Source organism: Flavobacterium sp. ZT3R18 (genome assembly GCF_007097385.1).
GTDB lineage: Bacteria > Bacteroidota > Bacteroidia > Flavobacteriales > Flavobacteriaceae > Flavobacterium.
In genome coordinates, this window is record NZ_VJZS01000013.1 from 22,288 (window position 1) to 37,921 (window position 15,634).

General features: G+C 35.9%; 14 protein-coding genes. 7 read left to right on the top strand and 7 right to left on the bottom strand.

All coding sequences use genetic code 11. The annotated features are described in order from the left end of the window. Positions 1-3 precede the first annotated feature (3 nt). On the bottom strand, positions 4-810 hold the full coding sequence (locus tag FNW52_RS13870; protein WP_143378046.1) for a glycogen/starch synthase: 807 nt from the start codon (positions 808-810) through the stop codon (positions 4-6). A gap of 78 nt (positions 811-888) precedes the next feature. Here FNW52_RS13870 and panC point away from each other — a divergent pair, with 78 nt between their 5' ends. From panC to FNW52_RS13895, 5 genes are all read left to right on the top strand, one after another. Next, positions 889-1,767, top strand: a complete 879-nt coding sequence (gene panC, locus FNW52_RS13875; protein WP_143378047.1) for a pantoate--beta-alanine ligase — start codon at positions 889-891, stop codon at positions 1,765-1,767. A gap of 8 nt (positions 1,768-1,775) precedes the next feature. Further along, entirely contained in the window at positions 1,776-2,126 is a 351-nt protein-coding gene (gene panD, locus FNW52_RS13880; protein WP_143378048.1) for an aspartate 1-decarboxylase, read from the top strand. Between the two features lie 216 nt (positions 2,127-2,342). Further along, positions 2,343-3,602, top strand: coding sequence for an alpha/beta hydrolase (locus FNW52_RS13885; protein ID WP_143378049.1), 1,260 nt, complete (start codon positions 2,343-2,345; stop codon positions 3,600-3,602). Positions 3,603-3,604: 2 nt separating this feature from the next. Continuing rightward, positions 3,605-4,966, top strand: coding sequence for a DNA repair protein RadA (gene radA / locus FNW52_RS13890; protein WP_143378050.1), 1,362 nt, complete (start codon positions 3,605-3,607; stop codon positions 4,964-4,966). A gap of 178 nt (positions 4,967-5,144) precedes the next feature. After that, positions 5,145-7,109 carry a transglycosylase domain-containing protein gene (locus FNW52_RS13895; RefSeq protein WP_143378051.1) on the top strand — a complete coding sequence of 655 codons (1,965 nt, stop codon included), beginning with the start codon at positions 5,145-5,147 and terminating at the stop codon, positions 7,107-7,109. Between the two features lie 139 nt (positions 7,110-7,248). On the opposite strand, the gene FNW52_RS13900 is transcribed toward FNW52_RS13895, so the two are convergent. Both FNW52_RS13900 and FNW52_RS13905 read right to left on the bottom strand, forming a co-directional pair. Beyond that, entirely contained in the window at positions 7,249-7,995 is a 747-nt protein-coding gene (locus FNW52_RS13900) for a LytTR family DNA-binding domain-containing protein (RefSeq protein WP_143378052.1), read from the bottom strand. A gap of 1 nt (position 7,996) precedes the next feature. Then, the gene (locus tag FNW52_RS13905; RefSeq protein WP_143378053.1) at positions 7,997-9,811 is read right to left on the bottom strand and encodes a histidine kinase; all 1,815 of its coding nucleotides are present in this window, start codon (positions 9,809-9,811) and stop codon (positions 7,997-7,999) included. A gap of 213 nt (positions 9,812-10,024) precedes the next feature. Between FNW52_RS13905 and FNW52_RS13910 the strand changes: the two genes are divergently transcribed. Both FNW52_RS13910 and FNW52_RS13915 read left to right on the top strand, forming a co-directional pair. Next, positions 10,025-11,179 (top strand): VWA domain-containing protein, encoded by a 1,155-nt coding sequence (locus tag FNW52_RS13910; protein WP_143378054.1) that lies wholly within the window; start codon positions 10,025-10,027, stop codon positions 11,177-11,179. 218 nt (positions 11,180-11,397) lie between these two features. Further along, the gene (locus FNW52_RS13915) at positions 11,398-12,765 is read left to right on the top strand and encodes a sorbosone dehydrogenase family protein (protein ID WP_143378055.1); all 1,368 of its coding nucleotides are present in this window, start codon (positions 11,398-11,400) and stop codon (positions 12,763-12,765) included. Positions 12,766-12,863: 98 nt separating this feature from the next. Here FNW52_RS13915 and FNW52_RS13920 read toward each other — a convergent pair whose 3' ends face one another. From FNW52_RS13920 to FNW52_RS13935, 4 genes are all read right to left on the bottom strand, one after another. Next, entirely contained in the window at positions 12,864-13,904 is a 1,041-nt protein-coding gene (locus FNW52_RS13920) for an aldo/keto reductase (protein WP_143378056.1), read from the bottom strand. Positions 13,905-14,062: 158 nt separating this feature from the next. After that, entirely contained in the window at positions 14,063-14,329 is a 267-nt protein-coding gene (locus FNW52_RS13925) for a type II toxin-antitoxin system RelE/ParE family toxin (RefSeq protein WP_143378057.1), read from the bottom strand. Beyond that, positions 14,319-14,573: a hypothetical protein gene (locus FNW52_RS13930; protein WP_143378058.1), complete on the bottom strand. Its 255-nt coding sequence runs from the start codon at positions 14,571-14,573 to the stop codon at positions 14,319-14,321. The genes FNW52_RS13925 and FNW52_RS13930 overlap by 11 nt, the downstream gene beginning before the upstream one ends. A gap of 92 nt (positions 14,574-14,665) precedes the next feature. Next, entirely contained in the window at positions 14,666-15,604 is a 939-nt protein-coding gene (locus FNW52_RS13935) for an OmpA family protein (RefSeq protein ID WP_143378059.1), read from the bottom strand. Positions 15,605-15,634: the final 30 nt, after the last annotated feature.

A 15,634-nucleotide genomic window follows, 5' to 3' on the forward strand; every position in this document is an offset into this window, starting at 1 on the left:
AATTTATAGGAGCATATTTTTATAGAATTCCGTGTATGCCACAGCGAAATTATCTTTCGAAACCAAAGGTAAAAAAGGTTTTCCTGAAGATTCTATAAATTTTGTTAAACTTGGAGACACTCCATCTGAAGCAATAATAACAGCATCCGAATTCAAAACAGTAGTTCTTATAATGTTTTCATAATCAGGCGTTTCCAAGTCAGCAATAGCCTCGGCAGGAATTCCGTCAAATTTCACTTTATTGATCATTCCCATATCCAAAGTACCGTCAAAAGACTGAGCATATACCGATGTAACTATTTTAGTGTCAGAAAACAATGCTTCATTTTTATAAAAATGCTTCATATAAACGGGTAACATCGCTGCCATCCATCCATGAACATGAATAATATCAGGAACCCAATTTAGCTTTTTAACAGTTTCTACCACTCCTTTCGCAAAGAATATGGCGCGTTCGTCATTATCGGGATACATTACCCCTTCCTCATCTGCAAAAGTTGCTTTTCTCTTGAAATACTCATCATTATCGATAAAATAGACTTGTATTCTTTCTTTAGGAATCGATGCTACTTTAATAATTAATGGCATATCCAGATCATTCACAACCAAATTCATCCCCGAAAGACGAATTACTTCATGCAATTGGTGTCTTCTCTCGTTAATATTTCCGTACCTTGGCATAAATATTCGAATTTGCCCTCCTTGATCATTAATCATTTTTGGTACGTCATAAGACATTAATGAAACCTCATTTTCAGCGAGATAAGGCACAACTTCAGATGATACGTATAATATCCTCTTATCTTTCATAGTATAAATTGATTAATTAATTGGCAATAAAAACCACGCAAAATTACAAAATTTTATGCAGTTATGGACTAAAATATTATGTTTGCATCTAATTTAAACAAAAGTACCATGCCAGTTTTCTATGAAAAAGTAGCTTTAATCGACTATTTATCTTCAATTAAGACTACAAATTCTACAATAGGTTTTGTTCCAACAATGGGAGCTTTGCATGAAGGGCATCAGTCCTTAATGCGCCAATCTACTAAAGAAAATGACTCAACAGTGGTCAGTATTTTTGTAAATCCAACGCAATTTAACAATCCCGAAGATTTAGCAAAATACCCTCGTAACTTAGAGCAAGATGTGATCAAAATTTCGAGTGTAAATACAAATATTATCATTTATGCTCCCTCCGTTGACGACATCTATGAAGGAAAAACCCTAACTCAATCCTTTAATTTTGATGGATTGGAAAAAAAAATGGAGGGGAAATTTAGACCTGGTCATTTTGATGGTGTCGGCACCATTGTAAAACGTTTATTTGAGATTGTAAATCCTACAAATGCTTATTTTGGAGAAAAAGATTTTCAGCAGTTGCAGATTGTCAAAAAAATGACCGAAAAAAGCAACCTGAAAGTAAACATCATTGGCTGTCCTATTTTTAGAGAATCTAACGGACTTGCTATGAGTTCTAGAAATGAACGCTTAACTTTGCAAGAGCGAGAAGAAGCTGCTATCATCTATAAAACATTAGAAACAGCCAAAACAAAATTCAATAGCGAAAGTACTTCAGAGGTAACAGCGTGGGTACAACAAGAATTTGAGAAAAACGATTCTTTTACCCTAGAATACTTTGAAATTGCTGATGAAGCAACACTTTCAACCTGTCTTACAAAGAATAAAAATCAAAAATACCGTGCTTTTATCGCGGTTTTCGTTAACAACATTCGATTAATCGATACTATTTCATTAAATTAAAAATTGCCATGCATATTCAAGTAGTAAAATCAAAAATACATCGTGTAAAAGTTACAGGAGCCGATTTAAATTATATCGGGAGTATTACAATCGATGAGGCACTATTAGAAGCTTCTAATATTATTGAAGGAGAAAAAGTTTCTATTGTAAACATTAATAACGGGGAACGTTTTGATACCTACGCCATTGTAGGAGAAAGAAACTCTGGAATCATCACTTTAAACGGCCCTGCAGCACGCAAAGTTCAAAAAGATGACATCATCATCATAATATCTTATGCTTCTCTTGAATTTGAAGAAGCAAAAACATTTAAGCCTTGGATAGTTTTCCCGAATGAAAACGACAATTCACTGACTTAAAAAACAAAAAAATAGCGACTCTCTAACTTATTGAGTAAAAGCATTTAAAAAATAGCCACTGATTGCTTCGCCTATATGCTATCAGTGGCTTTTTTTTTAGCACGCTGGATATTTACTTTGAAGGCGAATACCTTTATCGAACCACGTAGTACACCGATCGATCAAATAATTCATTATATTGCTTAGCCTTTTTTAATACATTTTACCCAAAAAATTATGAAACATCTCTTTATAGCTTTACTGAGTCTTATTTCAATTTCTTCTTTTTCTCAAATTAAAACCGAAAATTTTTATTCGGATAAACTACAAGAAAAAAGAGAACTGGTTATATCGTTACCTGCTTCTTATGAAAAAAATCCAACTAAAAGATATCCTTTATTAGTTTTATTGGATGGCGATTATTTATTAAATCCATTTCTGGGAACCTTAACCTATGGTGCCTATTGGGATGATTTACCCGAAGTAATAATTGTAGCAATTAGTCAAAACAAAAAAAACGAAAGAGAAGCAGATTGTGGCAGTATTGATGAAACCACAGGCATGCCCGAAGGAAAAAGTATTGCCTTTTTTGATTTTATATCACTCGAACTTCTCCCACTCATACAGCACGATTATAGAACCACAAATTTCAAGATCATTGCAGGACATGACACCACCGCAGCATTTTTAAACTTTTATTTATATCAAGGTACCCCTCTGTTTAACGCCTATATTTCGTTAAGTCCTGAATTACCTTTAGGCATGGAGCAACAAATTCCGCAAATCCTATCCACGCTCAAACAACCCATTTTTTACTATCTATCTACAACAGATGGAGATGTAAAAAACATGCAAGAAAGAATTAAACAACTGGATGATGAAGTCAAAGAAATCAAAAGCCCTGATCTCAATTATAAATTTGAAAGTTTCAAGGACGCCTCTCATTTCTCTTTGGTTTTACATTCGATACCAAGCGCTTTGTATCAAATATTTGCAGTGGCACAACCTATATCAACTCTCGAATATGACTCCAAAATAGTTACGCTAAAAGAAGGCTATGTAGACTATTTAAAGAAAAAATATGATATTATCGAAAATTCATTTGGCATAAAAAACCCAGTTCGAATCAATGATATTAAAGCTATTGAAGCGGCCATTTTGCAAAACAAAGATTTCAACGAACTAGATGCGTTATCCATTATTGCCGATAAAAATTACCCAAAGAGCATGTTAGGAGATTATGAATTGGCAACTATGTTTGAGCAAAAGGGAGATAATCCTAGAGCAGTTCGCTACTATATGTCAGGATTTAATAAAGAAGAAATAGCCGATCTTACCAAAGACATGATGTTTACCAAAGCCGAAGAGTTAAAAAAGACCTTTGCCAAAAAACCAAAGATAAAAGGAAAAGTAGGTCAAGTAGAGGATTCTAAACAAGCCCCTGTAGAAGAAACTCCTGCAATTGAGACTCCTGCTCCTGAGGAAAAAAAACAATAATAATGGCCAAAGTAAAAACGACTTTTTTTTGCCAGAATTGCGGCGCACAATATGCTAAATGGCAAGGACAGTGCAATTCCTGTAAAGAGTGGAATACTATCGCCGAAGAAATTATTCAAAAACAAGACAAAGTAGCTTGGAAAAGCGAATCGTCTACTAGTAGTAAAGCCCCAAAACCTTTACGGATAAACGAAATAGACAGCGCCGAAGAAATAAGACTTAACACTACTGACAACGAATTGAACAGAGTTTTGGGCGGCGGAATAGTTCCCGGTTCACTCATTCTTTTAGGAGGCGAACCCGGCATTGGAAAAAGTACTCTTCTGCTGCAAATCTCTTTGAAACTACCCTATAAAACTTTGTACGTTTCTGGGGAAGAAAGTCAGAAGCAAATCAAAATGCGTGCCGAGCGTATCACTCCCAACGGAGATAATTGCTATATTCTTACCGAAACCAAAACGCAGAATATCTTCAAACAAATTGAAGCGATCCAGCCTGAAATTGTCATTATCGATTCGATTCAAACTTTACACACCGATTATATAGAATCGACTGCAGGGAGTATTTCTCAAATACGGGAAACCACTGCCGAATTGATCAAATTTGCCAAAGAAACCAATATCCCAGTTATCTTAATTGGACATATTACCAAAGACGGAACGATTGCTGGTCCAAAAATTCTGGAACACATGGTTGATACCGTGCTTCAGTTTGAAGGAGACCGTAATCACGTCTATCGTATTTTGCGTTCCCTGAAAAACCGTTTTGGTTCTACCGCCGAAATTGGAATCTACGAAATGTTGGGCAGCGGATTACGAGAAGTATCCAATCCCTCCGAGATCTTAATTTCGCACAAAGACGAAGAACTATCTGGAACCGCTATTGCAACGACACTCGAAGGCATGCGCCCTTTGATGATCGAAATACAATCCTTGGTGAGCACAGCCGTTTATGGAACGCCACAGCGAAGTACCACGGGTTACAATGCCAAAAGACTGAATATGATTTTAGCCGTTTTAGAAAAAAGAGCGGGTTTTCGTTTGGGAGCCAAAGACGTTTTCTTGAATGTAACGGGAGGAATCTCGGTTGATGATCCTGCTATTGATTTGGCCGTAGTCGCTGCCATTTTATCATCTAACGAAGACATTCCGGTCAATAAAGATTTTTGTTTTGCTGGCGAAGTGGGACTTTCTGGCGAAATACGTCCTGTAAATCGAGTGGACCAACGCATTCAAGAAGCTGAAAAATTAGGGTTTTCTACTATTTTTGTATCCAAATACAACAAGATCACTTTAAAAAACACAGGAATAAAAATCCAATTGGTTGCCAAAATAGAAGATGTGGCAAGCCAGTTATTTGGGTAAAACCCAAAACAAGTATGTCAGAAAACACAATAAATACAATTAAATAAGAGACACAGATTTCACAAATTTGCACAGATTAATTTGTGTAAATTTGTGAATTGAAAATCAGCGAATCCGAAAATTAAAAATTCAAAATGAGCTAAATCTGTGTCAAAAAATTCCTTTTCCCACTTCAAACATGAGAACTAACAAACAAAAGTTACTATTGGCTTCCAAAATACTTGGAATCGTTATTGCTCTACTCCTAATTGGTTTTCTTGTATTCAGAGACGAACTTTTGGACCAAGCCATTGACAAAGTTTCAACAACTATGAAACTGGAATACAACAGTGATTTTGCGATAAAAAAAGCATCTTTTGACGGACTTTCGGGAATAGAATTGGATGAAATTACTTTAGCACCAAAAAACCTAGACACAATTTTTAAAATTCAAAAAATAAAAACAACTGTCAATTTATGGCGATTACTAATTGGTGATGTTCAGCTCGGCACTCTCGAAATAAAAAATGGGAATGTTCTATTAACCAAGAAAGGAAATATCAAAAACTTTGGTGCTTTCTTGAAAAAAGACAAAAACGAACCAAAAATATCCAATAAAAAAAGAGATTATGCCGAATTTGCCTATCGCATTATCTCCAAAGTCCTCAACTTGGTACCAACCGACATGTCTCTTGAAAATTTAGTTTTCAAACTAGATGATAATGGGAAAAAGGCAACTATTGACATCAAAAAACTAACCTTATTTAAAACTAGATTAGAATCATCAATAGATGTTCAAACCAATACTTTCGCACAAAGATGGAGAATAAATGGTTACGCCGACCCTAGAAATAAAAAAGGGGATTTGCGCTTTTTTAATATTGATACGGGCGCTATTAAAGTCCCCTATTTTGACGAACGTTACGATCTAAAAGCCAGTTTTGACTCGATTCGATTGAATATTCAAAACATTGATATGAGTCGAGGCCAATTGCACGTAGACGGTTATACCTCGATTACGAACTTAAAAATGAACCATAAACGAATTGCCAATAAAGATGTCATCATCAAAAACGCAAGATTTGATTATCGCTTTTTATTGGGTTCTGATTTCATTTCTATCGATAGTAGTTCTACTTTTCAATTCAATAAAATCAAATTGCATCCTTACCTATCATATAACACCGAAGAAGATACCGTTTATGAACTCAAAGTGGCCATCCCTAAAATGAAAGCGCAAGATTTCATTACTTCCCTTCCTGATGGATTGTTTACCCATTTTCAAGGCATGGAAGCTACCGGCGATTTTGATTATAAATTGGATTTTATGTTCAACAAAAATAAACCCCATAAAATTATTTTTGAAAGTAAAATAGACAAAAAAGACTTAAAAATAACCAAATACGGCAATGTAAATCTGGGCAAATTAAACGGCGAATTCACCTATCGCGCCATAGACAAAGGCGTGCCGCAACGTCCTGTTTATGTAGGTTCAAGTAATCCGTACTACACGACTTTGGATCTGATATCTCCTTACTTGCAAAAATGCGTGTTAACCTCCGAAGATCCCTCTTTTATGTCGCATTGCGGTTTTATAAACGAGGCCTTCAAACAGTCGATTCTTAAAAACATTCGCACCAAAAAATTCTCCCGTGGCGCGAGTACCATAAGCATGCAATTGGTTAAGAATGTGTTCCTTACCCGAGAAAAAACTTTATCCCGAAAATTGGAAGAAATTCTGTTGGTGTACATTATCGAAAACAATCACATCACGAGCAAACAACGTATGCTGGAAGTTTATTTTAACATCATCGAATGGGGTCCAAACGTATATGGGATTGGCGAAGCGGCAGAATTCTATTTCCAGAAAAGACCAGCCGATTTGAATGTACGCGAATGTTTATTTCTGGCTACTATAATCCCAAAACCAAAGAAATTCATGTGGCAATTTGACCAACAAGGTTTGCAAAAAGCCTATGCGACCAACCAACAGACGTTCTTGAGAAATCTCATGTTTCGTCGTGGATTGTTGATTCCTGAAGATACTATTGGTTTGTCATCGCCTATAACACTTTCGGGGCGTGCTCATTCCTTATTGAACATCAAAGTACAGGATACTACGGTTATTGATTCTATGGTGGTGAAGGAAGAGTTTGATTTTTAATTTAAAATTCAATATAACTCGACATTATTGTTAAGTTAAGAACTCAAATACCTAACAGGTTGAAAAAAACCTGTTAGGAACACGCTATCCTAACAGGTTTTTTTCAACCTGTTAGGTATAAATACATTAAAATATTAATTTATTTAAAATTCTTCAAGAAATCCTCTTTATACGTTGGAGAAACTTCTATTTCAGTACTATCGTTTAGGGTAATAATTCCTCCTTTATTATACGATTTCACACAATTCAAATTGATAATATGCGATTTGTGAACTCGGATAAAAGGCAAAGGCAAGATTTCGGAGAAATGTTTCAAAAATCGACACACCATTTTCTTATTTCCGTTATGGAGATACAAATCGGTGAAATTTCCATTGCCACGAAGGCGAACGATTTCTTCCATTTTGACCACTTCAAAACCTTCTAGTGTTGGTAAGATTACCTGTTGTTTTTCGGGTTTGGTTTCCTGAAAATTTTCAACGATTATCTTGTTTCTGTTAAAAATCTCGTGATTCAGAATTTGGTGGTGCACTTTGTTTACCGCAACAATTAATTCTTCAATACTTATGGGTTTCAGCAAATAATATGCCGCACTTTGATTCAATGCTTTCAAAGAATACTCCGAAAAGGCAGTTACAAAAATGGTCTCAAAATGCAAATCTTTACAGGCTTCGAGAACATCAAAAGCATTTCCGAAAGGCATTTCTACATCCAGAAAAACCAATTGTGGCTGCAATTCGTGCAACAGCGGAACGGCTTCTTTTATGTTTTGGGCTTCGCCAACAACTTCTACTTGCGGGCAATACTTACTCAAATAATTCTTGAGTACTTCTCGTGCCGCCAATTCGTCTTCGACAATAACACTTTTTATCTTTTGAAAATTCATCCTATTTATCAATTAATGGGAAAATAATTTCGACTATGGTTCCTGTTTCCGGCAACGCTTTCTCAGAAATTTGAAAAGAAATATACTGTCTGTACAACTCATTCAGCAAACCAATGCGCTCCTTTGTATTACTCATTCCACGAGACTGATGCGCTTTTTGATTAGTCGTTTTCAGTTCCCGACTTTTGGTTAAGCCAATGCCGTTATCTTCGATACGAATCACTACTTTACCATTGGTCAATTGAACTTGCAATTGCAGTAATCCTTTGTCGTCTAAATACCGCAAACCATGCCAAATAGCATTCTCCAAATGAGGCTGAATAATCATATTGGGAACCATCGTTCTTTCTGGATCCAATTCTGGATCGACACTTATCTTGAAATCAAATTTATCCTGAAAACGCAGGTGTTCCAATTCCAAATACTTTTTCAATTGCTCCAATTCGTTATCCAAGGTAATGAAATCCTTGTTGGAATTCTCCATTGTATTTCGCATTAAATTAGAGTAAGAAGTTAAGTACTTATTGGCTTCGCGTTCCTTATTTTCCGATATAAACTGATTGACACTATTGAGACTGTTGAAAATAAAATGCGGATTCATTTCTCTCCGCAACGATTGCAATGCGATTTCTTTATTCTTGGTTTTAATAGAAAAAAGCGCTTTTACGATCCATAAAAACAACAATAAAAGCAAGGCTATCGAACCCAAAAGAAAATAATTGAACGTATTTTTCTTTGTGATTAACTCGTCTTTCAATGATTTCTCCTTTTCTAATTGACGAATTCTTTCTTCACTTACCTGAAATGTTTTGGCATCAATCAAAGTCGTATCGGATTGTACTAATTGGTCGAAATTTTGAAGAAATTGATCGTATAATGCCAAACTCTCTTTGCTATTCCCTTTTCCATTGTAATACTGAGTTAACGAAATCAAACTCTTTTTGGCTTCGGCTGAATTTCCTTTTTGGAGTGCCAAAGCAAAAGCCTCCTTCAAAGCTGTGATGGCTTTATTCGGATCTTCCTTTTGGAAATAAAGAGTCGACAGCGATTGCAATTGTTTAATTTGAGTATTGAAATCTTGTTTGGTTTTGGCTTCCGCCAAAAGTCTTTCGTTGATACCAATCGCCTTGTCAAACTGATTGTCTGATGCGTAAACTTTGGCAATTTCATTGTTAATTTTGATGATGGCTGCCGGTTTGCCTTTTGCGTAAGCGAGCGCTTGATTGTAACTTTCTATAGCGACTTCCTTGTTTTTTTGCTGCAAGGAATTTTCGGCTTTTTGGACATAGGCCGCCGAAACTTCTTCTTTTTTGTTTTCCTTTTTGAGCAACTCGATATTCGAATCAACATAACCAGCTTGAGCAACTGGACTCGCCACGGAACGCAAACGATTGGCATCATTGGTATTTATTTTTTCAAGACTTTTATCTGCTGTTGCTGCACCAGCCACTTCGTAATTCTTAATCGCCGATTCATAATCTTTTTGGGACTCCTGTACTTTGGCAAGACTTCTGGTTACACGGGTTTTGTCATCTATCAGCTTTAATTTGGTGTAGCTCGTGATTGCCTTTTTAAAGTACTCTTCGGCTTTGGCGTTATCTCCTTTATTGAGAAATTCATTGGCCAATCGTTCATAATTTTGGGCGATTTGTGCTTCGTTATTGCTGTCCAAAGATTTTTTTAAATCGTTGGTCACCCTACTCATCTTTGACATGGGCATCGCTTTACTTTTGGACAAAGAATCCTGAGCCATTGCTCCGATGGGAAACAATAACAATGTAAAAAGAAAGAAGAAATATATAGTTAGTAAACGCATTTTAGTTTTTTTTTTAGAAGTTTCTGAGATCCTGAGAATCTAAGCAACTCAACCTCTTAGTCACTTTCAAATCAACAGTGTAAAGTAAAGTATTTTAAACTCCTTTTACAACTCGTTTCACCAAGTGGGAAGCCTGTTTCACCATTTGTTCAAAAAAGGAACTATTTAAGTTTTTAAGTTTGGTCTGTAATCAACTCTTAAAAACTAGAAATTATGAAATCGATTCTATTTATCTCGGCTCTTTTGGCAACAACTATCTCTTTTGCAAGTTGTAATTATTCAAATGCCAAACCCATAAAAAATGCTACAATAACAAAAACAGGAGAAAATACCAAAATCCAAGTGGCACTTTTGTTGGACACTTCCAATAGTATGGATGGATTAATTGATCAGGCCAAATCTAGACTTTGGAATATCGTAAACACGCTAACTACACTTAAATATTCGGGTAAAACTCCTGATATCGAAATTGCTTTGTACGAATATGGTAATGATGGATTAGCGCAACAATCCAATTATATTAGACAAGTAACGCCTCTTACTACTGACTTGGACTTGATTTCTGAAAAATTATTTGCATTAAAAACCAATGGTGGAAATGAATATTGTGGTGCAGTGATCCAAGATGCAACCAAGAAATTGCACTGGGGAAAAGAAAACAGCAATATGAAACTCATCTATATTGCAGGAAACGAAGCCTTTGACCAAGGCGGAGTAAATTACAAAGAAGCGATCAGCGATGCGATAAAAAATGATATTTATGTGAACACTATTTTCTGTGGAAGCAGTTTGGAAGGCATTAATACTTTTTGGAAAGATGGAGCCGATTACGGAAAAGGAAAATACTTCAACATTGATTCTAATTTATCTGTGCAATACGTTGCAACTCCTTATGACGATCAAATATCCAAATGCAATGTAAAGATAAATACCACTTATATTGGCTATGGAGCAAAGGGTTCTTCCAAAAAAATGAACCAAGAAGCACAAGACAAAAATGCACAGGGCGTATCTGCTGCCAATTATGCCGAACGTGCCGTAAGCAAATCTAAAGCGGTGTACAAAAATGAAAGTTGGGATCTTGTCGATCGAGTAAAAGAAGATCCAAAAGCCATTGCCAAAATCAAAAAAGAGGAATTACCCGCTGAACTTCAAAACAAATCGGATGCCGAATTGGAAGTGATTGTTACCAAAAAAACCAAGGAAAGAGAAGCAATCCAAAAAGAAATTGGAGAATTGGGCAAAAAACGCCAGCAATATATTGATGCCGAAGCAAAAAAAACAAAATCACAAGACGATTTGGGGAATGCCATAAACACTTCTATCGTTGCTTTGGCAAAAGCAAAAGGCTATACGGTAGAGCGATAAAAAATATTCCTACCATATAAGACATGTAAGTTAAGTTAAAGCCTTTAAATTTGCTTAGCGATACTCATGTGTCTTATATGGTTTAAAACCAAAAGTAGTTTGCTAAAATAAAAACTAGAATAAGAGTAAAAACCAACAATACAAATATAGCTACCTAACTTACAGTTTATTACAACAAAAATAATGTAAATTTGGGTTTAATTTTAAACCATTTGATTATGAAACCAATGGTATTATTATTCTCGTTGTATTCTTTGAGTTTTTGCTATTCTCAAACTATCGGACTACAATCTTTCGCAACTGGCTTTACACGGCCTCTAGAAATTACAAATGCTGGAGACAGTAGATTGTTTATTGTCGAGCAGGGTGGCATTATAAAAATTTTAAATTCGGATGGAACCACAAATCCAAATGCTTTTCTCAACATTACAGGTCAGGTAAGCAACGGTGGCGAACAAGGTTTGTTAGGTTTGGCTTTCCACCCCAATTATGCTTCCAACGGTTTCTTTTACACCAATCACACTAACTTATCTGGAAATACTGTAATTACAAAGTATTCTGTTGATAGCGCAAATCCAAATCTTGCTAATGCTTCAAGCGGAACTATACTTTTAACCATTGCACAGCCTTATGCCAACCATAATGGAGGATCTTTAAAATTTGGACCCGATGGCTATTTGTATATTGGTATGGGTGATGGAGGTAGCGCAGGAGATCCCGAAAACAGAGCACAAAATATCAATGAATTATTGGGAAAAATGCTTCGCATAGATGTAAATTCAGGAACTCCATACAACATTCCTGCTGACAATCCCTATGCAGGAATCGCAGGTGCCGATGAAATCTGGGCAATTGGCCTTCGAAATCCCTGGAAATTCTCCTTTGACAAAAAACTGGGCAATTTGTGGATTGCCGATGTTGGCCAAAATAACATTGAAGAAGTCAACATTGCAGTAGCTACACAATCTGGATTAAATTATGGCTGGCGTTGTTATGAAGGCAATACCGCTTACAATACTGCAGGTTGCCCTTCGCAATCATCCATGAATTTTCCAATAAAGACAATAAACCACTCCACAGGAGCTTGTTCCATTACTGGCGGCTATGTGTACAACGGCACCATCTATCCAAATTTTAAAGGACTATATTTCTTTACAGATTATTGCAATCCACAAATAGGAACGATGAGATCGATTGGAACAGTAACGTATTCCGAAGTATTTACCGGGAATAGCTTTTCGACTTTTGGAGAGGATAATACTGGAGAACTTTACATTGCTGCCTTAAATAACGGATCCATTTTCAAAATTACAGATACTTCTTTGGCGCTCAATACTTTTGACAAAACACAATTTGTAATATATCCCAATCCTGCAAAATCGGAAATTATTATCCAAAAATCAAACCAGAATTATCCCACTGTAGTTACTCTTTTTGATTTGGAAGGCAAAATGCTATTACAGCAAAAAACGGAAAACAAGGCTGTAAACATCATAAAAACAAACCATTTATCCAAAGGTGTTTACATTATAACCATTCGAAATGACCAAGGAGAACTTTCAACACAGAAACTGATTTTTGAATAGTTTAACCCAGAAACTGAATTAGACATTCCTTTTGAACAAAAAGCCCTATCAAAGTTTTAAACTCTGACAGGGCTTTTTAATTCTTATTTTATCAAGACTTAAGGTGCAGGATCAGGAATTACAGCTTGAATAGCATCAATCTCTTTTAGAATATCTTCAGAAAGCGAAACCTTAATAGTATCAATATTCTCTTTGAGCTGTTCCATAGTTGTTGCTCCAATAATCGTACTTGTCAAAAACGGTTGTTGCTCTACAAATGCTAGAGCCAATTGAGTCAATGACAATCCGTGTTTGTGAGCAACTTCCTGATACAATCTTGTCGCCTCAGCACATTGTGCACTGCTGTATCTCGAATATTGAGGAAACAAACTCAATCTGGCATTGGGATGACTTTCGCCCGTTAAAAACTTACCTGACAAAACTCCAAAAGCCATTGGCGAATACGCCAATAACCCGACATTTTCACGAAGGCAAACTTCGGCTGAAGCATTTTCGAAAAGGCGGTTCAACAGAGAATACGGATTTTGGACGGTTTTGATTCTTGGCAGATTATGGTATTTGCTCTCTTCCAGAAAACGCATCATTCCCCAAGGATTCTCATTAGAAACTCCAATGTGCTTGATTTTCCCTGCTTTTACAAAACCATCCAACGCTTCCAGAACAGCATGAATATTATCTTCCCAAGCATCATCATTTTGCACTTTGTAGCCTCGTTGCCCAAAATAATTGGTTTTTCGCTCTGGCCAATGCAATTGGTATAAGTCAATATAATCGGTTTGAAGGCGTTGCAGACTGTTGTCCAAAGCATATTGAATACTGGCAGGAGAAAAATCCAGTTTCTCACGCATATAGCCAAAACCTGGATTGGGTCCGGCAATCTTGGAGGCCAAAACCACTTCTTCTCTTTTCCTGGTTTTCTTGAACCACGATCCAATAATTTTCTCGGTACTTCCGTAGGTTTCTTGCTTTCCAGGGATAGAATACATCTCGGCGGTATCAAAGAAATTGACTCCTTTCTCTAGTGCATAATCCATTTGAGAATGCCCCTCGGATTCAGTGTTTTGTTGTCCAAAAGTCATCGTGCCAAGGCATATTTTACTGACTTTGATATCGGTATTCGGTAAAGTGGTGTATTTCATTTTTGAGTAGCTATGTGGCTAAGAGTCTAAGTTTCTAAGTTTTTTTGAAAGCAAAGATAAAAATTAGTTCTTCGTTTTTAGTTTGGCTTTGCCTAATATTAACAAAAAAAGGTTCAACGTTTTTACGTGAACCTCTTTTAACTAGTATGCAATTATTTTCATTTCAAACTCTTATTAGGATCCTGACGGGTATTAAAAACCCTAACGACAATAATCACGTTATCTTTAAATTGATACAACAGTTTGTAATTTCCAACAATTATCCTTCTGCAATCTACACGATATTCATCAAATTGAAATTGTTCTAAAAACACAATACCCAAAGGGGCTTCTACAATTTCTGTAAATTTATCATTGGAAACAACACCTATAATTTTGCGTAAATCGCCCTTTGCACTTGCAGTCCAAAAAACCTTAAAGCTCATTTTCCCAACCTTCTATCTCTTTCAACAAATCTTCATGAGGCGTTATTCTACCATATTTCAAATCTGCCAAACCTTCTTCTACTCTGTCATTATATTCTGAAATAGTCAAGGGGAATCCCGAAGTATCAGACGCAACAATCTCGCTTTCACATTTATCCAATAAATCTGAAATTTGCTTCAATACAAAATCATTGGAATACTCCATTTGCCTGATGATCTTATTCTTTAATTCTATTGTAGACATAATCCTTAATTTATAATCCCAAAGTTACAAAAAAAAAGGTTCAACGTTTTCACGCGAACCTTTTTTAAACTTAAAGTCTTAGCATCTTCCTCCTAAAACTCATTCAACATTTTTGAAATTTCGTCTAATTTAGGTGATAAAATAATTTCGATTCTACGATTTTTAGATTTTCCGTCAGCAGTGGTATTGCTTGTTAATGGTGAGAACTCGCTTCTTCCGGCTGCCGTAAGATTTTGTTTGTTTACTTTTTTGTTTTCGCTCAAAATAGCAACTATAGCTGTCGCTCTTTTGGTCGAAAGATCCCAGTTATCCGTAATTGCCCCAGAACCAACATACGGGTCATTATCAGTATGTCCTTCAATCAATACCGAGATATCAGGATTGTCTCCCAATACTTTCCCTACTTCAACCACTGCTTTTTTACCTTCGGAACCTACAGCCCAACTACCGGAATTGAAAAGCAATTTGTTCTCCATAGAAACATATACTTTTCCGTTTTTTTGTTCTACAGTCAAGCCTTTACCTTCAAAACCATTTAACGCATTAGATAGCGTTTCTTTTAATTTTTTCATACTGGCTTCTTTCGCAGCAATTAAATCTTCTAGTTCTTTTAGACGTTGGCTACTTGCATTTAATTTTTCTTGTTCTAGTGCCAATGCTTTTGCTTTTGCATCCAATTGAGCCAGTAATTCACGGTTCTTTTTCATGTTGGATTCCAGCGATTCATTGCTGTTTTTCTCTAAAGCGGCATACGAATCTTGCATGATTTTCATTTTGTCCTTGGCGGCTGCATAATCAGCTTGTACTTTGGCCAAGTTGGCATTGACATCATCTAGATTAGTTTTTAAAGCTTCTTTTTCAGATTCTAATTGCTTTTTGGAAGCCAATAAAGCTGCATTTTCATCTGAAATGGCTCTATTTTCCTTTTTTAAATCGGCAAATTTGGTCTCTAAATCATTGTAGATTTTCTTGGAAACACAAGAAGTGGACAATGCTAGAATTAAAAGTCCGATGGAAATTTTTTTTATCATTTTTAGTTTGTTTTTAGTTTTTATTTTCAT